The 22155-nt window shown below is 52.9% G+C and carries 25 protein-coding genes, 1 other RNA gene and 1 pseudogene; 9 read left to right on the forward strand and 18 right to left on the reverse strand.

All coding sequences use genetic code 11. The features are described from left to right. The first annotated feature begins 7 nt into the window (after positions 1 to 7). Positions 8 to 1294, forward strand: coding sequence for an HlyC/CorC family transporter (locus tag ACOQH0_RS17110; RefSeq protein ID WP_421512366.1), 1287 nt, complete (start codon positions 8 to 10; stop codon positions 1292 to 1294). Positions 1295 to 1345: 51 nt separating this feature from the next. On the opposite strand, the gene grpE is transcribed toward ACOQH0_RS17110, so the two are convergent. Beyond that, a complete protein-coding gene (gene grpE / locus ACOQH0_RS17115; protein ID WP_139157916.1) occupies positions 1346 to 1939 on the reverse strand; it encodes a nucleotide exchange factor GrpE in 594 nt (197 codons plus the stop codon). Between the two features lie 122 nt (positions 1940 to 2061). On the opposite strand from grpE, the gene nadK reads away from it, so the two are divergent. The 3 genes from nadK (at position 2062) to bamE (ending at position 5164) form a co-directional block, all read left to right on the forward strand. Beyond that, complete coding sequence (gene nadK / locus ACOQH0_RS17120; RefSeq protein ID WP_042717523.1) at positions 2062 to 2940, forward strand: NAD(+) kinase; 879 nt, start codon at positions 2062 to 2064, stop codon at positions 2938 to 2940. An 85-nt stretch (positions 2941 to 3025) separates the two neighbouring features. Further along, positions 3026 to 4687, forward strand: a complete 1662-nt coding sequence (gene recN, locus ACOQH0_RS17125; protein ID WP_421510864.1) for a DNA repair protein RecN — start codon at positions 3026 to 3028, stop codon at positions 4685 to 4687. Positions 4688 to 4825: 138 nt separating this feature from the next. Continuing rightward, the gene (bamE, locus tag ACOQH0_RS17130) at positions 4826 to 5164 is read left to right on the forward strand and encodes an outer membrane protein assembly factor BamE (protein WP_014884883.1); all 339 of its coding nucleotides are present in this window, start codon (positions 4826 to 4828) and stop codon (positions 5162 to 5164) included. 106 nt (positions 5165 to 5270) lie between these two features. Here the strand turns inward: bamE and ACOQH0_RS17135 are convergent, their stop codons facing one another. After that, positions 5271 to 5558, reverse strand: coding sequence for an RnfH family protein (locus ACOQH0_RS17135; protein WP_023308884.1), 288 nt, complete (start codon positions 5556 to 5558; stop codon positions 5271 to 5273). After that, positions 5548 to 5985, reverse strand: a complete 438-nt coding sequence (locus ACOQH0_RS17140) for a type II toxin-antitoxin system RatA family toxin (RefSeq protein WP_010434164.1) — start codon at positions 5983 to 5985, stop codon at positions 5548 to 5550. The genes ACOQH0_RS17135 and ACOQH0_RS17140 overlap by 11 nt, the downstream gene beginning before the upstream one ends. Positions 5986 to 6141: 156 nt before the next feature. On the opposite strand from ACOQH0_RS17140, the gene smpB reads away from it, so the two are divergent. Together smpB and ssrA are read left to right on the forward strand one after the other, a co-directional pair. Next, positions 6142 to 6624, forward strand: a complete 483-nt coding sequence (gene smpB, locus ACOQH0_RS17145; protein ID WP_006178063.1) for an SsrA-binding protein SmpB — start codon at positions 6142 to 6144, stop codon at positions 6622 to 6624. An 89-nt stretch (positions 6625 to 6713) separates the two neighbouring features. Then, positions 6714 to 7077: a transfer-messenger RNA gene (ssrA, locus tag ACOQH0_RS17150) on the forward strand. Positions 7078 to 7192: 115 nt separating this feature from the next. Here the strand turns inward: ssrA and ACOQH0_RS17155 are convergent. From ACOQH0_RS17155 to ACOQH0_RS17195, 9 genes are all read right to left on the reverse strand, one after another. After that, complete coding sequence (locus ACOQH0_RS17155) at positions 7193 to 7411, reverse strand: ogr/Delta-like zinc finger family protein (protein ID WP_045334934.1); 219 nt, start codon at positions 7409 to 7411, stop codon at positions 7193 to 7195. A gap of 77 nt (positions 7412 to 7488) precedes the next feature. Further along, the gene (locus tag ACOQH0_RS17160) at positions 7489 to 8580 is read right to left on the reverse strand and encodes a phage late control D family protein (RefSeq protein WP_421510865.1); all 1092 of its coding nucleotides are present in this window, start codon (positions 8578 to 8580) and stop codon (positions 7489 to 7491) included. Next, positions 8577 to 9062 (reverse strand): phage tail protein, encoded by a 486-nt coding sequence (locus ACOQH0_RS17165; RefSeq protein ID WP_014884887.1) that lies wholly within the window; start codon positions 9060 to 9062, stop codon positions 8577 to 8579. Before ACOQH0_RS17165 ends, ACOQH0_RS17160 begins: the two co-directional genes overlap by 4 nt. After that, positions 9062 to 12505, reverse strand: coding sequence for a phage tail tape measure protein (locus tag ACOQH0_RS17170; RefSeq protein WP_421510866.1), 3444 nt, complete (start codon positions 12503 to 12505; stop codon positions 9062 to 9064). Before ACOQH0_RS17170 ends, ACOQH0_RS17165 begins: the two co-directional genes overlap by 1 nt. Continuing rightward, complete coding sequence (locus tag ACOQH0_RS17175; RefSeq protein ID WP_007848878.1) at positions 12498 to 12617, reverse strand: GpE family phage tail protein; 120 nt, start codon at positions 12615 to 12617, stop codon at positions 12498 to 12500. Before ACOQH0_RS17175 ends, ACOQH0_RS17170 begins: the two co-directional genes overlap by 8 nt. A gap of 14 nt (positions 12618 to 12631) precedes the next feature. Next, complete coding sequence (locus ACOQH0_RS17180) at positions 12632 to 12934, reverse strand: phage tail assembly protein (protein WP_007848877.1); 303 nt, start codon at positions 12932 to 12934, stop codon at positions 12632 to 12634. A gap of 54 nt (positions 12935 to 12988) precedes the next feature. Next, on the reverse strand, positions 12989 to 13504 hold the full coding sequence (locus ACOQH0_RS17185; RefSeq protein ID WP_007848874.1) for a phage major tail tube protein: 516 nt from the start codon (positions 13502 to 13504) through the stop codon (positions 12989 to 12991). A gap of 9 nt (positions 13505 to 13513) precedes the next feature. Continuing rightward, the gene (locus ACOQH0_RS17190; protein ID WP_421510867.1) at positions 13514 to 14686 is read right to left on the reverse strand and encodes a phage tail sheath protein; all 1173 of its coding nucleotides are present in this window, start codon (positions 14684 to 14686) and stop codon (positions 13514 to 13516) included. Between the two features lie 62 nt (positions 14687 to 14748). Further along, entirely contained in the window at positions 14749 to 15324 is a 576-nt protein-coding gene (locus tag ACOQH0_RS17195) for a recombinase family protein (RefSeq protein ID WP_421510868.1), read from the reverse strand. Between the two features lie 249 nt (positions 15325 to 15573). Here ACOQH0_RS17195 and ACOQH0_RS17200 point away from each other — a divergent pair, with 249 nt between their 5' ends. Genes ACOQH0_RS17200 through ACOQH0_RS17210 form a run of 3 tightly spaced genes read left to right on the forward strand, consistent with a single transcriptional unit; the run spans position 15574 to position 18397 of the window. Next, positions 15574 to 17529, forward strand: a complete 1956-nt coding sequence (locus ACOQH0_RS17200; RefSeq protein ID WP_421510869.1) for an ATP-dependent nuclease — start codon at positions 15574 to 15576, stop codon at positions 17527 to 17529. 44 nt (positions 17530 to 17573) lie between these two features. Then, entirely contained in the window at positions 17574 to 17960 is a 387-nt protein-coding gene (locus ACOQH0_RS17205; protein WP_421510870.1) for a gp53-like domain-containing protein, read from the forward strand. A 2-nt stretch (positions 17961 to 17962) separates the two neighbouring features. Further along, positions 17963 to 18397: a tail fiber assembly protein gene (locus ACOQH0_RS17210; RefSeq protein WP_421510871.1), complete on the forward strand. Its 435-nt coding sequence runs from the start codon at positions 17963 to 17965 to the stop codon at positions 18395 to 18397. On the opposite strand, the gene ACOQH0_RS17215 is transcribed toward ACOQH0_RS17210, so the two are convergent. From ACOQH0_RS17215 to ACOQH0_RS17240, 6 genes and pseudogenes are all read right to left on the reverse strand, one after another. Further along, positions 18378 to 18563 carry a hypothetical protein gene (locus ACOQH0_RS17215; RefSeq protein WP_421510872.1) on the reverse strand — a complete coding sequence of 62 codons (186 nt, stop codon included), beginning with the start codon at positions 18561 to 18563 and terminating at the stop codon, positions 18378 to 18380. The two genes, ACOQH0_RS17210 and ACOQH0_RS17215, sit on opposite strands and share 20 nt — an antisense overlap. A 313-nt stretch (positions 18564 to 18876) precedes the next feature. Further along, positions 18877 to 19722 (reverse strand): annotated as a pseudogene (locus ACOQH0_RS17220) (phage tail protein); the annotation flags it as partial. Further along, positions 19719 to 20324 carry a phage tail protein I gene (locus ACOQH0_RS17225; RefSeq protein ID WP_421510873.1) on the reverse strand — a complete coding sequence of 202 codons (606 nt, stop codon included), beginning with the start codon at positions 20322 to 20324 and terminating at the stop codon, positions 19719 to 19721. The gene ACOQH0_RS17225 and the pseudogene ACOQH0_RS17220, both read right to left, overlap by 4 nt. Then, positions 20317 to 21225, reverse strand: a complete 909-nt coding sequence (locus ACOQH0_RS17230) for a baseplate assembly protein (protein WP_047726008.1) — start codon at positions 21223 to 21225, stop codon at positions 20317 to 20319. Before ACOQH0_RS17230 ends, ACOQH0_RS17225 begins: the two co-directional genes overlap by 8 nt. After that, positions 21212 to 21571 (reverse strand): GPW/gp25 family protein, encoded by a 360-nt coding sequence (locus ACOQH0_RS17235; protein ID WP_421510874.1) that lies wholly within the window; start codon positions 21569 to 21571, stop codon positions 21212 to 21214. Before ACOQH0_RS17235 ends, ACOQH0_RS17230 begins: the two co-directional genes overlap by 14 nt. After that, the gene (locus ACOQH0_RS17240) at positions 21568 to 22146 is read right to left on the reverse strand and encodes a phage baseplate assembly protein V (protein WP_014884896.1); all 579 of its coding nucleotides are present in this window, start codon (positions 22144 to 22146) and stop codon (positions 21568 to 21570) included. Before ACOQH0_RS17240 ends, ACOQH0_RS17235 begins: the two co-directional genes overlap by 4 nt. Between the last annotated feature and the right edge of the window lie 9 nt (positions 22147 to 22155).

Raw genomic sequence — 22155 nt, forward strand, 5'->3', positions numbered from 1 at the left:
GTTCCCCCTGGAACACATCTCCACCACCACGCTGATCGTCACCCTGATCATCATGGTGGTCATCTCCGCCTATTTCTCAGGCTCGGAAACCGGCATGATGACGCTCAACCGCTACCGGTTACGCCATCGCGCCAAACAGGGTAACCGTGCCGCCCGTCGTGTCGAAAAGCTGCTGCGTAAACCGGATCGCCTGATTAGCCTTGTGCTTATCGGTAACAACCTCGTCAACATTCTCGCCTCGGCACTGGGCACCATCGTCGGGATGCGCCTGTATGGCAACGCTGGCGTCGCGATTGCCACCGGGGTACTGACGTTTGTCGTGCTGGTGTTTGCTGAAGTACTGCCCAAAACCATTGCCGCGCTTTACCCGGAGAAGGTTGCCTACCCGAGCAGCTTCCTGCTGGCACCGCTGTTGATCCTGATGATGCCGCTGGTCTGGCTGCTGAATATGGTGACACGCCTGCTGATGCGCATGGTTGGCATCAAAGCAGACGTCACCATCAGCAGCGCGCTCAGCAAAGACGAGTTGCGCACCATCGTGAATGAATCCCGCTCGCAGATCTCCCGTCGCAACCAGGACATGCTGTTGTCGGTACTGGATCTGGAAAAAGTCAGCGTAGACGACATCATGGTGCCGCGTAACGAGATCGTTGGGATTGATATCAACGACGACTGGAAAGCCATCGTCCGACAGCTGACGCACTCACCACACGGGCGCATCGTGCTGTATCGCGATTCTCTGGATGACGCCATCAGTATGCTGCGCGTGCGTGAGGCATATCGTCTGATGACCGAGAAAAAAGAGTTCACTAAAGAGGTGATGCTGCGCGCCGCAGATGAAATTTACTACGTGCCAGAAGGGACACCGCTCAACATACAGCTGGTGAAGTTCCAGCGTAACAAGAAGAAAGTCGGTCTGGTGGTTGATGAGTACGGCGATATTCAGGGATTAGTGACGGTCGAAGATATTCTGGAAGAGATTGTCGGTGACTTTACCACATCCATGTCGCCTTCCCTTGCCGAAGAAGTCACCCCGCAAAATGACGGCTCGGTGCTGATCGACGGCAGTGCGAACATTCGTGAACTTAATAAAGCTTTCAACTGGCATTTACCGGAAGATGAAGCGCGCACCGTAAATGGAATGATTCTGGAAGCGCTGGAAGAGATACCGGCAGCAGGAACGCGTGTGCGTATTGAACAGTATGATATTGATATCCTGGACGTGCAGGACAATATGATTAAGCAGGTGAAAGTCCTGCCCGTTAAGCCTCTACGCGAAAGTATTGCCGAATAAAATGTAGGCCGGGTAAGGCGAACGCCGCCACCCGGCACTACAGGCAGCACATTACGCTTTCGCTTTCGCCACGGTCACCATTGCCGCGCGAATGGTACGGCCGTTCAGGGTATAACCTTTCTGCATCACACCCAACACCTTACCGGCTTCAATCTCTTCAGATTCCACCATGGCGATCGCCTGGTGTACGTTCGGATCCAGCGGTACATTGGTATCGGCAATCACTTCCACGCCAAACTTACGCACCACGTCCAGCATCGACTTCAACGTCAGCTCGATACCTTCGATCATTGCCGCGTTATCCGGATTCGCTTTGTCTGCCACTTCCAGTGCACGATCCAGGCTATCGATGACCGGCAGCAGTTCATTGACGAATTTTTCCAGCGCAAATTTGTGCGCTTTCTCAACGTCCAGCTCGGTACGACGACGCAGGTTTTCCATTTCCGCTTTGATACGCAGCACGCCATCGCGTTCGCGATTTTGCGCTTCTACCAGCTGGGCTTCCAGGTTGGCAATTTTTTCATCGCGCGGGTCCACCTGCTCAGCAGACGCTTCTGGCTCTACAGCCTCAACTTCATCGTGCTGTTCCGTGATAATTTCTTCAGGGGCTTGCCCCTCAGGCGTTTTCTGTTCTTTACTACTCATGAATTTCTCCGCGTTTTTCTGCATTCATCTCGCTAACTTCGCTTATTATGGGGATCAGTTTCCGGGATTCAAGGGAACAAGACAGATTGTCATCATTCATCAGGCACAAGGACCTCCAGAAAATGAATAATCATTTCAGGTGTATTGGGATCGTCGGGCATCCGCGTCACCCTACCGCATTGACGACACATGAAATGTTGTATCGCTGGCTGTGTGGCAAAGGCTATGAAGTGATGGTCGAACAGCAGATTGCTCAGGAGCTGCAGCTGAAGGGCGTTAAAACCGGCACGCTGGCAGAAATTGGTCAGCAGGCGGATCTCGCCGTGGTGGTGGGCGGCGACGGCAACATGCTTGGCGCAGCCCGCACGCTGGCGCGTTATGATATTAAGGTCATCGGCATCAACCGTGGCAATCTCGGTTTTTTAACCGATCTCGACCCGGATAACGCCCAGCAACAGTTGGCTGACGTGCTGGAAGGGCACTACATCAGCGAAAAACGTTTTTTACTGGAAGCGCAGGTGTGTCAGCAGGACTGCCAGAAGCGCATCAGCACCGCGATCAACGAGGTGGTTCTCCACCCCGGTAAAGTGGCGCACATGATTGAGTTCGAAGTGTATATCGACGAAATCTTTGCCTTTTCGCAGCGCTCTGACGGGCTGATTATCTCAACGCCTACAGGCTCTACCGCCTACTCGCTTTCCGCTGGTGGCCCAATCCTGACGCCATCACTGGATGCCATTACCCTGGTGCCGATGTTCCCGCACACGCTCTCCGCCCGCCCGCTGGTCATCAACGGCGACAGCACGATACGCCTGCGGTTCTCACACCGCCGTAATGACCTGGAGATCAGCTGCGACAGCCAGATAGCGCTGCCGATCCAGGAAGGTGAAGATGTCCTTATTCGTCGATGTGATTACCATCTGAATCTGATTCATCCGAAAGATTACAGCTATTTCAATACATTGAGTTCAAAACTCGGCTGGTCAAAAAAATTATTCTGATTTTGCATCCAGCACTTTACTGTATAAAAAACCAGTTTATACTGTATGAAAACACAGTTATGGTTTTTCATACAGGAAAACAATTATGCTGGCACAACTGACCATCAGCAACTTTGCCATTGTTCGTGAGCTTGAGATCGACTTCCACAGCGGCATGACGGCAATCACCGGTGAAACCGGTGCGGGTAAATCTATTGCCATTGATGCCCTCGGCTTGTGCCTTGGCGGCCGCGCAGAGGGCGATATGGTGCGCCGGGGGGCAACCCGTGCCGACCTGTGCGCCCGTTTTTCCCTGAAAGACACCCCTGCAGCCCTGCGCTGGCTGGAAGCGAACCAGCTCGAAGACGGACGTGAGTGTTTACTCCGCCGCGTCATCAGCAGCGACGGTCGTTCCCGCGGTTTTATCAACGGTACAGCGGTCCCCCTTTCCCAGCTTCGCGAGCTTGGCCAGTTGCTTATTCAGATCCACGGTCAGCACGCGCATCAACAGTTGATTAAACCCGAGCAGCAGAAGGCCCTTCTTGATGGCTACGCAGGTGAGCACGCGCTTACTCAGCTTATGGCGGAACACTATCGCCAGTGGCATCAGAGCTGCCGTGAACTCGCTCAACATCAGCAGCAAAGTCAGGAGCGAGCAGCCCGTGCGGAACTGCTGGCGTATCAGCTTAAAGAGCTGAATGAATTCAACCCGCAGGCGGGAGAGTTTGAGCAAATCGACGAAGAGTACAAACGTCTGGCTAACAGCGGTCATTTACTTTCAACCAGCCAAAATGCGCTCAACATGCTGGCAGATGGCGAAGACGTAAATCTACAGAGCCAGTTGTATAACGTCCGTCAACTGGTTACCGAACTGGTCGGGATGGACAGTAAACTCTCTGGCGTCCTGGATATGCTGGAAGAAGCGGCCATTCAGATCTCCGAAGCGGGTGACGAACTGCGCCACTACTGTGAACGTCTGGATCTCGACCCGAACCGTTTGTTTGAGCTTGAGCAGCGTATATCCCGTCAGATTTCACTGGCGCGTAAGCACCACGTCACGCCGGAGGAGTTGCCAGCCTTTTATCAGTCTCTCCTTGATGAACAACACCAGCTCGACGATCAGGCTGATTCACTGGAAACGTTGTCTCTGGCGGTAAACCTGCACCATCAGCAGGCGCTGGCAACGGCGAAACAGCTGCACGATATCCGTCAGCACTATGCGCAGGAGTTAAGCCAGCACATCACCGACAGCATGCACACCCTGGCGATGCCGCACGGCGTGTTCAGTATTGATGTTCGCTTCGAAGAGAGCCACCTGACTGCGGAAGGCGCGGATCGCACAGAATTCCGCGTCACCACGAACCCAGGTCAGCCTTTGCAGGCCATCTCTAAGGTCGCCTCCGGCGGCGAACTGTCGCGTATTGCACTGGCGATTCAGGTGATTACCGCGCGTAAAATGGAAACCCCGGCGCTGATTTTCGATGAAGTGGATGTAGGGATCAGTGGTCCGACAGCGGCCGTTGTAGGCAAACTGTTGCGCCAGTTGGGCGAATCGACTCAGGTGATGTGTGTCACCCATCTTCCACAGGTGGCTGGCTGTGGTCATCATCACTTTATCGTCAGCAAAGAGACGGATGGTGAAATGACCGAAACGCACATGAAACCGCTGGATAAACGCGCGCGTCTGCAGGAGCTGGCGCGCCTGCTCGGTGGTAGCGAAGTCACCCGCAATACGCTCGCGAATGCGAAAGAACTGCTGGCGGCATAAACTTTTTCGGGATCTCAGAGTCATAGAGAACAACAAAAACGCCGCCAGACCGGTTTCAAAGTGGGGCAAGGTCTATTATCATCGGCATATTACATATGAGCCGCGTTCTGCTCGGGCCCGAAAAGGAATCAAATCACTATGCGTTGTAAAATGCTGACCGCTGCCGCAGCGGTTCTTCTGATGTTGACCGCAGGCTGTTCCACTCTGGAGAAAGTGGTTTACCGTCCTGACATCAACCAGGGGAACTACCTTACCCCTAACGATGTGTCCAAAATCCGTGTGGGGATGACACAACAGCAGGTCGCTTATGCACTGGGAACCCCGATGATGTCCGATCCGTTCGGTACAAATACATGGTTCTATGTATTCCGTCAGCAGCCAGGCCACGAAGACGTGACCCAGCAGACCCTGACGTTGACCTTCAGCAGCGCCGGTGTCTTAACCAACATCGACAACAAGCCTGCCCTGACCAAGTGATCAGGTCGTCAGAAATGCAAAAAGGTGCTCAATGAGCACCTTTTTTGTTTTCGGTTGATTCCCTCGCCCCTTTGGGGAGAGAGTCAGGGTGAGGGGAAAGAAAGCGCTACTTACCCGCTTTCTCCGCACGCTGACGACGCAGTTCTTTCGGGTCAGCAATCAGCGGGCGATAAATCTCAACCCGGTCGCCCTCTTTCAATACGTCGCCAAGTTTCACCGGACGGCTGTAAATCCCGACCTTATTCTTCGCCAGGTCGATATCGCTGCGAAGCTCAAGGATGCCGGAAGCGCGAATAGCCGCCTCGACGGTGGCCCCCTCTTCCAGCGTCACGCGCTGCAGATACTGCTTTTCCGGCAGCGCATACACCACTTCCACCGCAATCTTATGCGACACTGTAAACCTCTTTGGCGCGGGTCGTGAACGCCTGAACCATGTTAGATGCCAGCTCTTTGAAGATGCGGCCAAACGCCAGCTCAATAAGCTTGTTGGTAAACTCGAAATCCAGCTGGAATTCGATACGACAGGCATCTGCGCTCAGCGGCGTAAACTTCCAGCCGCCCATCAGGGTCTTAAACGGACCATCCACCAGATGCATCAAAATACTCTGATTATCGGTCAGCGTATTGCGGGTGGTGAACGTCTTGCTGATCCCCGCTTTGGAGACATCCACCGCCGCCGTCATCTGCGTTGGGCCGGACTCCAGAACACGACTCCCGGTACACCCGGGGATGAATTCAGGATAAGACTGAACGTCGTTCACTAACTGATACATTTGTTCCGCGCTGTAAGGCACGAGCGCAGTACGGCTAATCTGAGGCATAGCATTTTCCATGGTCACACAACGGACAAATAATAACATTTATCACCTGTTAAAAAAACGCTAAGCCTCATCTCGTGCTAATATAGCGCGTTAGACCTCACGGGACGCAATGAGGTGACTTTTTGAAATCAGATTACCGACGGCTTTACGACACTTATGACGAAGAAAAAAGCACATAAACCAGGATCGGCGACCATTGCGCAAAACAAGCGTGCTCGCCACGAGTATTTCATTGAAGAAGAATTCGAAGCAGGCCTTGCGCTGCAGGGCTGGGAAGTAAAATCGCTGCGCGCGGGTAAAGCAAACATTGGCGACAGTTACGTGATCCTGAAAGACGGCGAAGCTTTCCTGTTCGGTGCGAACTTTACACCGCTGACCGTCGCCTCTTCACACTACGTATGCGACCCAACGCGCACGCGTAAACTGCTGCTGAACAAGCGTGAGCTTGAATCTCTTTACGGGCGCATCAACCGTGAAGGCTTTACCGTTGTTGCGCTCTCTATGTACTGGAAAAATGCCTGGTGCAAAGTGAAAATCGGCGTGGCGAAAGGTAAAAAACAGCACGATAAACGTACTGACCTGAAAGAGCGCGAATGGCAGTTGGATAAAGCGCGCATCATGAAAAACGCAGGACGTTGATTCTGCACACTTATTGTACTATTCAATAAGTTAGCGTTTCGGGCTGGTATCCAGGAAGTGAAATCTGGTATACTCAGTTCAACACTATTGGGGCTGATTCTGGATTCGACGGGATTTGCGAAACCCAAGGTGCATGCCGAGGGGCGGTTTGCCTCGTAAAAAGCCGCAAAAAAATAGTCGCAAACGACGAAAACTACGCTTTAGCAGCTTAATAACCTGCTAAGAGCCCTCTCTCCCTAGCTTCCGCTCTTAAGACGGGGATCAAAGAGAGGTCAAACCCAAAAGAGATCGCGTGGAAGCCCTGCCTGGGGTTGAAGCGTTAAAACTAATCAGGCTAGTTCGTTAGTGGCGTGTCTGTCCGCAGCTGGCGTGCGAATGTAAAGACAAACTAAGCATGTAGTACCGAGGATGTAGAAATTTCGGACGCGGGTTCAACTCCCGCCAGCTCCACCAAATAAAACAAGGGGTTACGTGAAAACGTAGCCCCTTTTTCTATTCCAATGGCGGCAAAATGGCGACAGGCTTTTGGACTGGCGACAAAAAAACCCGCTTTCAAAGCGGGTTCTTTTTAAAAATTCATGTGCCCTTGCCCATCTTTTCCCGGATGTGGGGGCGCAGAAGAAATCACATTAGGCTTAATGATATGCCTAACAAATGTTTCATGCGTGACAAAAGTACAACCGCAGTTGATATTTTGGCACTGGTTGTAACGCTCTTTGGTTGTTGCTGATACCTGAAAACTGCTTCTTGTATGGGCTGCCTGGCCGCACTCTGGACAATTCATCATTCCGGTTATCCCACCATTTTTGCCAAAATAACAATAATGATACATCATTATTCAATTTTGAGAACCCATCACTCCATTTAGAGATCACCAATCTTAACTTCAAGCTCCAGAGCCGTAGTAAAACCATTATCTGCACTGACACTATGCGTCAGCGTGGTAATGGTCCATTCGGCATCATCAATGGGCTGTTTAAAGCCGCTCACCTTCACCGGCATTTCGGTATACAGATCAGCCCTTCCCTCTGCGAGCTGCAGGGAGAATGTTGCAACCCCGCGCTGCAGGCGCTCCCACTGCATCTTTGCCGCTCGCTCTGCATTGCTGCGGTTTGCATAAGTTCTGTTGAGTACCAGCACGTTTTCATCCGTCCCAACTAGGTAATCTCCCTGTTTTGCTTCCGGCTCCTTTGCCGCGGTGGTTTTCTTTCGACGGCGCTTAACCTTTGCTGTCTCTTTTTTCTTTGGCTCACGGGTATGGAGCCAACTGGCAATTACCCCCGTATAGGCATCGCGATCAGCCAGGGTAAAACGATGACCGTCACCGGCCTGGCGGGTGATGGTGATAACCGGCAGCGGCTTACCGCTTGCCGTTCTGCCCTGCCCCTGGCGGATAAACAACAGATTTCCGTCCTTAACTGAGGCTATCGCCCCATACTGCCGCGCCAGCTTCATCAAAAAGCTGGCGTCGCTTTCATTAGTCTGGTCAAGATGATCGACAGGCTTGTCCAACAGGTCCTTTCCCAGCGCCATCTTTAATTTATGCCTGCCCGCGATTTCCTTCACAACTTCGCCCACCGTTGTCTGGTGCCAGGACTTTTCACGCCGCGTATTCAGGGTTTCACGGAAATCTGCACTACGCGCGCGGATTGTGAGACGGTCAGGCGCGCCGCTGTGCTCAATCTCATCGACAGTAAACGCCCCTTTCGGAAAAAGCGGCTGACCTTTCCACCCCAGCGCAAACTGAATAATGGCCCCCCGACGCGGCAGAACGATTAACCCGTCCGAGTCGTCCAGTTCCAGATCAAGCTGGTCCGCTTCAAAGCCTCGGTTATCCGTCAGCGTCAGACTCATCAGGCGCGCATCCAGCACGGTAGTCACATCTTTACCTTCAATGATGATACTGAAACCGGGAGTTTTGCTGTTCAGGTTCAGGAGATCAGAGCTGAAATTCACTGCAGTAACCCTCCAACCGTATTTTTCATATTGCCTATCGCAGAGGTGGCAGATTCCTGCAAATTACTGAGCTGGTCGCTGAGGCTGCCGAACATATCAGACAGCGACTCATCCACCCGTTTCAGGCTCAGCGAAAATTCGATGCGCCGGGGCATACCGCTCTCAAAAAATTCTGTTTTTGTCTGGCTCAGACTCTCGATCACAAACATGCCGTAAATCGTCCCGCTCCCCTCAATCAGAGGCCAGGCTTTTCCCAGCTCCGCCATCTGCTCCAGCGCCAGCAAAGACAACCTGCCGCCGGTAATCTCCGGCAGCAGGACACCGGACAGAGTAAGCGTATCGTTATCCGGTCCAAGAAACTGCGTTGACGGGCGCCGGTTAACCCGGCTGTTGGCTGCGTGCCGCCAGCTGCGCTGATACTGCAGCTCCTGATAGGGCACTGTTCGCAGCATGAATACGTACAACCCCAGCACCATCATCATTATTCGTAACCCCCTCGATCACTGAAATTACTGCGTGTTTTTGCCCTGGCCCTGCGCTCACGCTCATCAAGCTGCCGGGCCACCTCGCGGGCGATATCCTGCGCGCTTTGCCCTGGCTGCGCGACAATATGAATTGGCGCGCTTATCTCGTACTTAATTACCTGCGGCTGTCTCTCTTCCTTCAGCGACGGCGCCGGTTGCGTCCTGACAGGCACACTGTACGGATGAAGTGGTGCGGCTTCTGCCGGGGCAGCTGCCAGGCCCATTACGCCAGCGACCACGGAAGCGAACACCTTCTGGCGCATAGCCATCGGGTCAGCCCTGTTATCCGTGATTTCCATAATGGCCGGTGCTGGCATGACGGCAGCAGCGATATCAGCCAGCTCCGCAGCACGATCCCGACCAGGAAGTTTTACCGGGGCGTTAACAATCTCAGGAGACAGTATTAACCTGCTTTCAGGCCGTTGCTCCGGGCTGGCTGTTACATCACGAACGGGGCTTACCGTTGCCGCCAGTTTCACCAGTTCAGTAGTGCGATTGATTACCGGAATATTTGCCGGACCGTTCACACTATCAGGCGGCAGAACTATCCCGCGTTCAGGACGTTGTTTAGCGCTGGCCGGTTCCGTCCGGGAAGGATTGAGCGTTGCCGCCACCCTCGCCAGATCAGCAGTCCGTTTCCTGCCGGTGACATTGGCGGGCCCGTTAACAATCTCAGGGCCATTCTCACCCACGATGCCGAACTGGCCGCGTGGAATGGTACCGCCGCTGTCGTACATGCCAGCAAAACCCATCGGCGGGAATCCGCCAGGCGGCAGCACCACTTTACCGTCTGTGTTTACCGTGGCTGGCTGCTGCCGCGTGACCTGCTCAGGAAGCTTCGCTTTGGCCGCCTCCTTGCTGACGATGCCGAGTTTTTCAAGCAGCCAGGACACGCCCGATTTAAGCGAATCCAGCGGGTACATGACCATGTTCAGCCCTGCCGCCAGCGCCTCCCCAAACTGCCGTCCCATCGACGCCGCGCTTTGCAGTTCTGCAGAGGTGGATTTAACCGGCGTCAGCAGATCAGTAAACCAGCCCCACAATGCCTGGACCTTGTCACCTATCCACTGGAAAACAGGCTGCAGTGGCTCAAACGCCGCACTGACAGGCGCAGCTGCAGCTTTGAATCCTTCAACCACTCCGCCTAAAAACGCGCTTATCGGCTGCCAGTATTTCCAGACAACCAGCGCCACGCCAGCCAGCGCCGCCACAACGAGCCCTATCGGACTAAGCAGGGCGCCCAGCAACCCAGAAATCCCGTACAGCGCAACGCGAAGGAGGGCCAGAGGGCCGGACGCCAGAAAACGCAGCACGCCACCGGCTGCGGATAATCCCCCGCGCAACGCGGCCAGCGGATTCATTACCATGCCGATAATGTTGCGAATACCAGACATTCCGCCGCGAAGGACAGCAAGCGGCGCCCCGGCCAGCGCTTTCAGCGCATTGCCAGCCAGCCCGGCAGAACGGCGCAGGGAGTTAAGGGGAGACGCCAGCAATCCGGCGCTGCTGCCGGATGCCGCCAGGCCACGGCGCAACAGGGAAAGCGGCGCATTTGCCAGCCAGGACAGCGCGCCGCCGGTGCGGGTCACTGCAGACATAACGGAGGGGAGTGTTTTTACACCCAGCACGGACAGGCCAAAACGGATCACCGCCAGCGGCCCCAGCACGGCAGCCACGGCCACCGCCAGCGTGCCGAGCACAACGGTGATCGCTGCTGTGGCTGCCGCCACTTTCATCAGTGTGCCCGCCAGCTGCGGGTTAGCCTCAACCCATCGACGCAGTGCCCCGGTAACGTTTTTGACGTACCCCATGATATCCATCAGCGGCTGGCGCAGGGTTTCACCCAGGCTACTGAAAGCGTTCTGCGCGCCAGTTTTCACAAGTAACCACTGCGCGGAAAGTGAATCCTTATTGATATCGGATTCTTTCTGCATGGAGCCGTTAGCCTCAGTGCCTGAGGTGAGTTTCAGCTGTCGCTGCAGCTCCGGCAGGTTGTTTGCAAGCTTCGCCGCATCATCGCCAAACTCCTTGCCAAATATCATCGTCATGGCGGACAGGCGTTTATCCTGCGGCAGCCTGTTGACCTTCTCCAGCACGCGCTGAATGGTCCCCATTGCGTCCTTTGTCATCTGCTTTTCAATCTCTTCTGGATTGAGTTTCAGCAGATCCATACCTTCCATGAACCGCTTGCTCTGCATGGTCGCAATAGACAGTTCGCGCACCATCGCATTTGATGCGCTGGCGGCAATTTCAGGCGCGGCGCCCAGAGACAGGAAGGTGGAACCCAGCGCGGCCGCCTTGCGGAAATCAAGCCGGTCAGCCACGCCGCCCATGCGCTGCAGCACATTGATGATATCGCCGCCCTTAGACATGGCGTTATCGTCCAGGTAGTTCAGGGCATCGCCAAGCTGTTCAATATTTCGGGTCGGCATTTTATACAGCTGCGCGATTTTCCCCAGCCCCTCCGCCAGCTCATCAGCGGGCAGCTCGAATGCCGTTGCGGCCTTTGCTGCAGTGGATGCAAAGGCCAGCAGGTCACGCTTCTGGTCTTCGTAAGAATCGTTCTGGTTTGTCACGCCCATGCGGGCGCCACCTTCAACCAGCGCGGCATAGTCAATAGCGCCATTCTCCATCGGCAGCTGTTCACTGGCGGCCTTGATGGCATCCTGCATATCGTAAAACTGTTTTGTGCGATTGCCGTTGTCGTCCCGCAGCCCGTTAACCTGCTTTGCAACGCCTTTCATTGCATCTTCCATGCTGGCATAGCTTTTAACGGCTGCCATCACCGGCGCGCCCATCGCCAGCCCGGCGGCAGTAGTCGTTGCTCCGGCGCCCGCGATGCGATCCCGCACCTCAAGTCGCCGCGAATACTGATCGCGTACGGCGTTCATACGGGCCTGCTGCTCGCCCAGGCGCTTAAGGGATTTCTGCTGTCGGTCCAGCGCCTGCCGGGTTTCGTCGGCATTCTGTCGCAGCTCCCGTTGCGCACTGCTCAGCTTTTTGGTGTCCAGCCCGGCCTCATTGAGCGCAAGACGCTGACGCTGCACCGACTGACGCAGGCCGTTGTATTTGCTCTGCAGCTCGTTAACGCGGTTTTTTGCCTGCTCAAGCAGACGAGCCTGCGCCGCCGTCGGGCGGTTAGTGGCCGAGAACTGCGTGGCAAGTTTCGCCGCTTCTTCGCGTGCGGCTTTAAGACTGTTGCCGGTAACGGCGAGCTGCGCGCTTGCCTTGCGGAAACCGTCAATACGGCCCGCCTGGGCGTCCAGTTCTTTTAATCTTGCGCGGCTTTGCTGAATGGCGGTAGCCAGCTCTTTAGAGCTGGCCTGCGCTGATCGGAATGGGCGGGTGAGCTTATCAACCGCATTTAGAATTACCTGCAAACGCAGGTTAGTATCACTCATCGCTGGCCCCGCTTCTCTGAATCGCTTTATGCCGCCACTCCAGCACTTCGGTCAGCGGCATAACGTCAGTGACGGACGGCGGCCAGTGAAAAATGGTGGCGATATCAGCCACCAGGTCTTCTACCGTCAGGCTGTCGGCAAACCGGCAAGCACCGATTTCTTCAACAAAAAAGTGACCACCTCAACCGACAGCGCGGTGAGATCGGCGGGGTCCATTTCAGCCATTTCCTGAGCGGTCAGCGCGGGCGTGGAGATGCGGGGAATAATCGTCATCATCGCGCCGACGTCCATATCCATGATCGCCTGCAGACGGGTGCCACGCAGCGCGCCGGACTGCGGCTTGCGCAGCACAATTTCGGCAATTTCGGTTTTACCGCGTTTGATTGGGGTGTCCAGCTGTACGGTTTTTTCAGTCAGTTGTTCGCTCATTGTCATTTCCTGTTAATAAGGTACTGGCGCGGCTGCCCGCGCCTTTAAAGTAGATCAGAGGCCCAGGGCGTTGCGGTGTTCTTCCATCAGGTCCACGCCATCAACGATTTCAATCATGTTGATCACATCAACCTCATAGAGCACCTCGCCGTTAATGGTCAGCTTCGCGTAGCTATTAGTGCTGCTGACTTTTGTGGTGTTGCTCTCGCCGGTTTTCCATTCGCCGGAATCGACTTCTTTATGTCGCCCGCGCACAACCAGCTCAACGGCCTGCACTTCCCCGGTATCGTCACGCTGAATGGAGCCGGTGAAACGCAGCTGGATGCCGTCAACGGTGGCTTTACCCATCTGCTTGAATAACAGCAGTTCGGTGCCACCGATTGAAAATTCCGTATCCAGCGCGCCATCATCCAGCCCCAGATCAACATCAGCCGAACCGGGCATACCCCCGCCGCGATACTTTTCAAACTTGCGGCCGAATTTTGGCAGGGTCAGAGACTCAACGATCCCCTGATAGTTATTCCCGTCGTTAAACAGGTTCAGGTGTTTTAACTTGCGTGGTAAAGCCATATTGTCCCCTTACGCGCTGACCTGGCTGGAGAAATCCAGCAGATACTGATCGGTGATGCGCTGGCGCAGCATCAGGTTTTCCAGAGGTGGTACCGGCGTATAGTCGTAATCGATAGTGAGCTTCCCGGCTTTCAGGGAATCTTTATCGTTTACGGACTCATCCAGCCAGCAGTCGGCGCCGATGATATAGCCCTGCGTTTTCAGGTTGCGCAGTTTGGCGCGAATACCTTCGATAATGTCGCGGGCCAGCGACGGGTTAAGCACGCCATCAACCGCCCACATGTGCGCTTCGGTGATGGTGTCAGCCAGTACCTGCGCAGTTCGGGTGTAGTTTTCAAAGGCAAACAGAGGATCGTCACTGAGGCAGCGGGAGCCCCAGAAGCGGAAACCGTCTTTGCGGATCAGCGTGGTGACATCGTTCTGGTTCAGCAGCCCCGCATCGGTTGCCGGGTCCTGCAAATCCCAGAACACATCCGCAGAAATGCCGGTGACGCCGTTCACGCCCACGTTGGACAGGGATTTATGCCAACCGGTCTGCTCGTCAATTTTGGCACGCAGACCAAGCGCACGGGCTGAGGCGTAAGCCGTTGCGTTACCATTCAGCACGGTGTCAAAACTGATGAAATCAGGCCAGATCAGCATTCCCTCGCGCTGGCTGAAATTAGCGCGGTAGGCAATGGCCTCCTCTACCGTTTTGCAGCCGTAGGCTGACAGATAGGCGAACCCGCGCAGACTCTGCGCCACGCTCAGCAGCTCAGTGGCAACTGCCTGCGTGTCGTGCCCCGGCACGCCAAGAATGCGCGGCTTAACGCCGAGCTGGGACTGCGCAGATAACAGCGCTTTCATGCCCGTTTTTTTACCGTCAGCTGTCACGCCGCCGATAATGTTGGAGGTTGTTTCCGCTTCGGTTTCGCCCTGCGCCACGCGCACAACGACGGTGACTGGTTTAGCCTGGTCGGCAATGGCATCCAGCGAACGGGCCAGCGTGCCAGATTCGCCCGCTTTACCGCTGGCGGTCAGCACATCGGTCAGCAGGACCGGCTTATTGAGGGGAAACATGGACGCATCAGCATCATCGCCGGTACAGACCATACCGACAATTGCCGTGCTTACTGTTGAAATGGGGCGGGTGCCATCGTTGACCTCAACGACGCGCACACCGTGGTGATAATCCTGAGCCATACGGCGAACCCTCCGGTGTTTAGGTTTCGCCCTATGGTGAATTGAATGGGCCGTGCAGACAGCTACGCGGATTTGTCCTGTGATTCACACAATGCAGCAGGAAATTTTCGGTACAGTGTGGATATACCCACATCAAAAATTAGTGCAACGCGTTTTCTGCTTTCCCCTGCATCAAGAAGTCGCCCGACCTGTCCCCATTGCTGCTCTGTCAGTTTTGGTCGCCTGCCACCGACACGCCCTTGTTTCCTCGCTGCCGCCAGCCCGGCACGGGTACGCTCCACAATTAACTCACGTTCCATTTCGGCGAGGGCGCCCATAACGTGGAAAAAGAAACGCCCCATCGCGGTTGACGTATCAATGCTGTCCGTCAGGCTGCGAAAATTAACGTCCCGACTGCGCAACTCTTCAATCAGGGTAACGAGATGCCGCATGCTCCTACCAAGCCTGTCCAGCTTCCAAACAACCAGAGTGTCACCTTCTGAAAGATTGCGCAGTGCCTTCTTTAGCCCTGGCCGTTCTGAGGTTTTACCGCTGATTTTATCCTCAAAAATCAGCTCACATCCTGCGCACTCCAGTGCATTTCGCTGTAATGCAGTGTTCTGGTCATTTGTTGACACCCTCACATAGCCTACTTGCATGATTGATCGCCCATAAAAGCGAGCAATAATGCCATCATTTTATCAGGCACGTTCATTTTTAAAGCCCACAGCATTATGACCAGCAGAGATAAGAGTTCTCGTGTATATACGAAAGTCTACCTCCAAGTGTTCTGATTCACCGATCACAATTTTAGTAGCTAAATGACAATATCTAAAATATATGCTGGAAGAAAACACTTAACAGTAGATATTATGAATTCCTTATAACAGTGAAACATAAGGATATTTATGAACACAGCAAATCGCTCTAAACTTCTTAGCATGACAGTTAAAAACATAGGATGCATAGGTGAGAACCCTGTCACAGTTGCATTAGATAAAGTAGTCTGCCTTGTGGGTAAAAATAACTCTGGAAAAACCACTATTCTTCGTGCTTATGAGCTTGCTAGGGGAGATATAAAGTTCATCCCTTCTCAAGATAGATATCTTCGAGCAAAAGAAACCTCACCTTCCGAGATTGTTCTGGATATTCATATACCCGATAACATAGGAAATATTTCAAACGAATGGAAAATAATTGATGGGGAACTGAAAATTGTACGTAGTCGCTGGCAGTGGGCTGCTCCAGACTATAAAGTTATCAGGACTACATGGCATCCAAAGGGTGGGGAAGATGGTAAAGGAGATTGGTCAGAAGATAAAAAAGCAGGTGGGTTAGATAACGTATTCAACTCTCGCTTACCAAAAGCAATCAGGATTGGTTCTTTAGAGGATGCAGAATCAACCGAGAAAACGTTACTTGCCTTAGCTTTACAGCCTTTAATTGAAAAATTAAACTTAGAAAAACAGGATGCAGAATCAAAACTGACCAAGGCAATAAAAGCTATAACTGAGCACATTGATAATACTAGCTCTCATCACAAACAAAGCTTTAACGAAATATCACAAAAAGTAACTGATGGTTTTAAGAGCGTATTCCCTGAATTAAGCGTCTCTTTAAATATAATGTCAGGACCAATGTCTATTGAACCAGATAAAATCATTAAAAGTGGTTCAGGTTTAATTGTTAAAGATGGCGAGCTTGAAACTTCTCTATCTCAACAAGGTACTGGAGCGAGAAGAGCGCTCTTCTGGGCAATGCTTCAAGTTCATAACCAGCTGGAGAGAGAGTCGGAAATTCGTAGAGGCTACCGTAAGGGACTGATTGATGAGAAAGAAGCCTTAGACAAAGAGACTAAAAAAAAGGGTACTAAGTCAGACAGGCTTCAAGAGATTGGTTTAAGAATTGAGGAAATATCAGCATTGGTCAAACATTTTGACGATGGGGGGAGCATTCCTCAGGACAAAGAAGATCCAGCATTACCTGGTTATCTTTTATTAATTGATGAACCTGAAAATGCACTGCACCCTCTCGCAGCCAAAGCAGCACAGCGTCATCTATATAACTTGGCGGAGAATCCTGACTGGCAAGTCATCATGACAACTCACTCACCTTATTTTATAAATCCATTTGAAGATCACACCACAATAGTTAGACTTGATAGAAGTTATCAAGATAACAAAGACATTCTCGTTAAAACCTACCGTTCAGATAATGTTGATTTTGAAGCAGATGAAAAACAGAGATTACAAGCGCTACAACTTATAGATCCCAGTTTCTCAGAAATTTTCTTTGGCTCATTCCCTATTCTAGTGGAAGGTGACACTGAGCATGCCGCTTTCTTAGCCGCCATTGTTAAAGAAAATAATGAACTACTAGATAAAATCACAATTATACGAGCAAGAGGAAAATCCATACTCCTTCCAATAATTAAAGTCATGAACCATTTTAAAATAAACTTCAGCATAGTTCATGATTGTGACTCCCCATTCAAAAGGAACGGCCATAATAATGGAATGTGGACCGAGAATAAAAAAATCCGAGATGCTATCCAAGAGGCTAGAGGAAATGGCCTTACTGTAAGACATCGAATTAGCATCCCTGATTTTGAAAGATTCCTTGGTGGCGATGAAGAGAGCAAAGATAAACCATTCAATGCCTTCATTAAAATCCAAACCAATGAAACATTAAAATCTAATGTACAAGATTTGCTGCATGATTTGCTTACTGGAGAGAGTCACGATTGTTTCCCCCCTGAAAAATTATCTGAAAAAGAATATCTTGATGTTCTTTTGGAAGATATTACAGAATGGGCATCAAAAAACGACTTAAATAATGATGTAAGATTCTTTGGCTCGCTTTAATATCAATATAATCTCCCACTATCATTAGTGGGAGATTTGCACGGATGGTCAGCATTACTTCTCTTATAAACCTCGGTTTAGGAACAGCCTCTAAGCGAAATGGTATCACGGGGCTTTTATCCGGTAGCGGATATCTGAAAATTCCATTTCTTAATAATACGACAGAAAGAACATTTATCATCCAATGGGGGTCCGTATCGAATGGTGGATCAGGCACAACAGGTAGCGCAATTTTTCCAATTGTCTTTCCTTCCTCGATTATAGGTGGGGCTTTTGGGCCTTTAGATACCGAAAATGGGGGGTTTAGTGTTTCTTTCAGCACAAGGTCTGTATCTGGGTTCACGGCTATTTTTCGTGACGTGTCTAACGCACCTTATCCGCATGTGCCAACACGCCTACAGTCATCCACTTATTTTGTTTTCGGGTATTAATTATGAGCAATTATATTTATAGCCCCTCCCTGAATCTTTTTTATGATGCAGATCTTGAGGAGACATACAAAAAGGCTCATAGCTGGCCTGACGATGGTTTAAATGTAACAGACGAGATTTTTTCAATTTTCACAGGCTCAGCCCCGGAAGGTAAAGTCAGGATCTGCGGGAAAGATAACCGGCCAGCCTGGGGCGATATTCCACCACCAACTCATGATGAGCTTGTGTCCATTGCTGAGGCGGAAAAACAATCACGTATTGAACAGGCCAATGACTACATAAACAGTAAGCAATGGCCCGGAAAAGCGGCGATTGGACGCCTGAAAGATGACGAACTGGCACAGTACAATTTGTGGCTGGATTATCTCGATGCGCTGGATGAAGTCGATACCTGTACTGCGCCTAATATAGACTGGCCTATTTCTCCATTACAGTAACATCAATCAAAACTGGCTCGCCGTTCTCATTGGCGGCGAGCATTTTTCCTTTCGGTATCTCAGTTGTTTTGAAAAACCAGTTATCATCCGGCAATTCAATTGCATCAGTGATGTCATGAAAGCCCGGAATAACTTCGGTTAACGTTATCGGATTAAACAGGCGCATAATAAACTCTCCAGGAAAAACCGTTACTTGATGGGTTACCCGTTGCGGACATTGTGCAACGGGCTTTGAAGCCAGCTTTTGTCGTTAATGAGTCAATGACCATAGATGTATGGGAAGAATTGACCGAAGCACCAGAATCCCCGGCAAGGCGTTCAGCGATGCTGATATAACGTGACAGGTCAGGTAACTCTATCGGGTAATTAACTGTGGCTAAGCCATTATCTATGGTTACTCCATATCCCATCATCTCAATGGCACCATCAGACCATATCACCCATGTACCGTTTGCGTTCCGGCCTCGGCTCGTTACAAACTTAGCTGTTCCTAAACCGAGGTATTCGAGAATGGCCGCAATAGATTTTCCCGACAAGGCTGTCAGCGTATTATCCAGTGGCTGCTTGTTCGCCAGGGCATTAGTCATAGTGGCCGCAAAGTTAGGATCGTTACCTAACGCCGCCGCCAGTTCGTTCAATGTATCAAGCGCTGCAGGTGAGGAACCAACAAGCCCTGCAATAGCGGCCTGCACAAAAGCAGTATTGGCAAGCTGAGTGGAATTGTTACCAACCGTCGCCGTCGGGGCTTTTGGGGTGCCGGTAAACGTAGGGCTGACTTTTGGTGCATATTGCGAATGCGGATCAGCAGCCGCAAGATGTGCCGCCATCAGCTCATCCACATACACCTTAAGCTCCAGCACCTTATCATCCACGTATTTACGGGTAGCGAGCACCACGGAAGGATCAATTTTCAGCGTAACATTATCGGTGCTGCTGGTAATTAACACCATGCGCACTGTCTGCGTGCGGCCGCTGCCCTCTACCAGCTGCGGCTTGTAGCTCTCCGGGCAGTTACCGACAGCAATCAGCGCGCCGGTTTCATCAAACAGACCAACCTCACGAATCCACCAACCGCCCTCAGTTTCGGGTATCACCTGCTCAGCGATCACCTGGCTGCTGTTCTGTGGATCGATATACAGCATATTCAGAGCTGCACGGCGTTTTTCACCGACCAGCTTTGTCTGTTGTGCATTTGGCGTTGGCAGCACGCCGCCGCCATCACCCACTGCCATCTGTGTAATTTTCAGCGGAACACCGAGCGCGGCGGCATTTGCCAGTTTCGCCGCGCCGATATCCGTCAGCAGGGTATAAAATTTTGCGCTCATGGGTTCACTCTCATTGTGTCAATTACATGGACGGCGCCGCCCTCGTAGGCAGTGCCACCGGAAATGATGGTTTCGTTGATATATGGGTAAATAGTGATTTCTTCGCCGGTGTAAGTGGCAGCCCCAACAAAATATGGTCCGCTCGTCTGTAGGTTTATGGACATGCCGATCAGATGCCGACTGCAGGGTTTGGCGTCACCAATCAGGCGCTCCAGCTCCAGATAGGTTTCCTCTGTTATGCCCTGGTCCTGCACCCCAATATCCAGGCGAAACGTGCCCGGCGCATCGCCGGTCTGCCACCATTCAATGATGCGGATCAGAAAGCCGAACGGCTCCACCACACGCCGCACAGCGCTGGTTGTGCCCTTGTGCTGATGGATATAGAACGCATCCTGCACCACGCGGCGCTTCACGCTCTCCGCCCATCCTTCGTCCCAGCGATCAACCGAAAAAGCCCACGCCAGATACGGCAGAAACTTGACCGGGCATGTTGCCGGGTTCCATAAATCCCGCAGCGGCACCTGCAGATCGGAAATTCCGCCGCAGGTCTGAGCGAGACGGCGCTCAAGCGGCGAGGAGCCAGGAGGAAGCAGACTATTCATCCGTTCCCCCGTTGGTTACGCTCCATTCCGTACATGAAGCGGCTTGTGTCTTATCCAGCACCACATCAGCGAGCGGCGAGGCCAGCTCAACACGCTGCACACCTTCAACATGCAGCGCGGCATAAATTGCACTGCGGCGAATATCACGCCCCAGCCTCGTCTGGCTGGCGATATATTTCTGCAGGCTGGCTTTTGCCGCCTCCATCACCGGCTCAGCTTCTGGCCCCGGGTAAAGAAAGATCGTCGCATCCACGCTGTAGGGAATAATTTCAGCGCTGCGCACCGTCAGACGGTCAGCAACCGGCCGCACGTTCTCACTGTTAAGCGCCTGTTCAACCACAGCCAGCAGGTCCGCCGCTGCCGTCCCGTCTCCCTCACGGCTCAGCACGGTAAGCACCACCTCCGCCGGGGCCGGGCTGGTTGCGCTGGCGTCAGCCACTCGCCCGTCAGCGCTTTTAGCGTGAAACTCGTAAGCTCCCGTTGGGCCTGCAACTGACAGCCCTTCAAAAGCTGCAGGAACACGCTGACGCAGAGCCTCATCACTTTCCATCACGGCAGCAACCGGCGGTACCGCGTCGTTATCTGCAGGTATAACCGTCAGACGTTTTACGTTGCAGTTACCGGCCAGCTGATCGAGATCACTCCCCATGGAATAAGCCACCATGACCGCCTGCGCCGCCTCGTTAATGCGCTGACGCAGGAGGATTTCACGATACGCATTTTCCTGCAGGAGCTTGGTCACGGGTTCAGACTCCAGCTCAAGCGTGCGCCTTACCGCGTCCTGCTCGTCTGCCGGATAAAGGGCTACAAACGCGGCTTTCCGTTCGTTTAGCAGCGTTTCAAACTCCGGCACATCCACTATCTGCGGGGCGGGCAGCTGGGAAAGGTCAATGACTGCCATTGTCTGCTCCTGTTGATACCGAAAGTGAAACCGGCGCGCCGTTATCACGCTGCCCTGTAAGCTCAACCACCATCGAACCATCAAAACTGCTGTTTATGGTGATGGAATCCAGGGTAAGCCGTGGCTCCCAGCGACTCAGAGCCACATAGACCGCAGACATAACCTGCAGGCGCAGCGCCGGGTTCTGCGGCTGGTCTATCAGTTCAGACAGAAGCGAGCCGTATTCCCTCCGGGCAATGCGGCTCCCCTGCGGGGTCAGCAGAATATCCCGGACCGACTGGCGCAGGTGGTCCATGTCGGTAATGGCCCTGCCGTTGCCCTGACTCATGCCGATATACAGCGTCATACCGGACCTCCCGATGTATCACCGCCGGACTTAACGCCGGTATGACCGTGTTTATCGACTACGATCCCGTTAGAACTCATGGCGCCGCCGCCCTGGGTGACGCCACCATTGATCACCACTTCGCTGTTTATGCGCGTGTTACTTGCTTCCACCACAAATTCCCCCGTTTTCAGGGTTATGTTATCTGCAGCCTCGATCACCATGGATTTGATGCCCCGCACATGCCAGCGGCCGGTCGCTGGTTCATATTCAAACCAGCCACCGTCCGGGTATTCCGTTACGCATCCGTCCACGGAGTCCGACGGCGGCGCGAACTGGTTGGAATAGATCGCAGGTAAGGCAAAAGCAGTTTCCAGATTGCCGCCCATACTCAGCACCACCACCTGCTCATCCGGCGACGGGCACCACCATGTACGGGCACCACCTGCGCGCAGTGTCAGCCAGTTAATCCAGTTGGTTTCAAGCTCGCCCACTTTCACCCGGCACAGCCAGTTTTCTCGGTCCACTTCGGTTACGGTGCCGGTGCGGATCAGGTTGGTGATAAGGCGCATGATTTCTGTAAGTTGTGCGTTCATGTCGTTATA

It is taken from the genome of Enterobacter sp. JS8-1 (genome assembly GCF_049187015.1).
GTDB classification, from domain to species: domain Bacteria; phylum Pseudomonadota; class Gammaproteobacteria; order Enterobacterales; family Enterobacteriaceae; genus Enterobacter; species Enterobacter mori.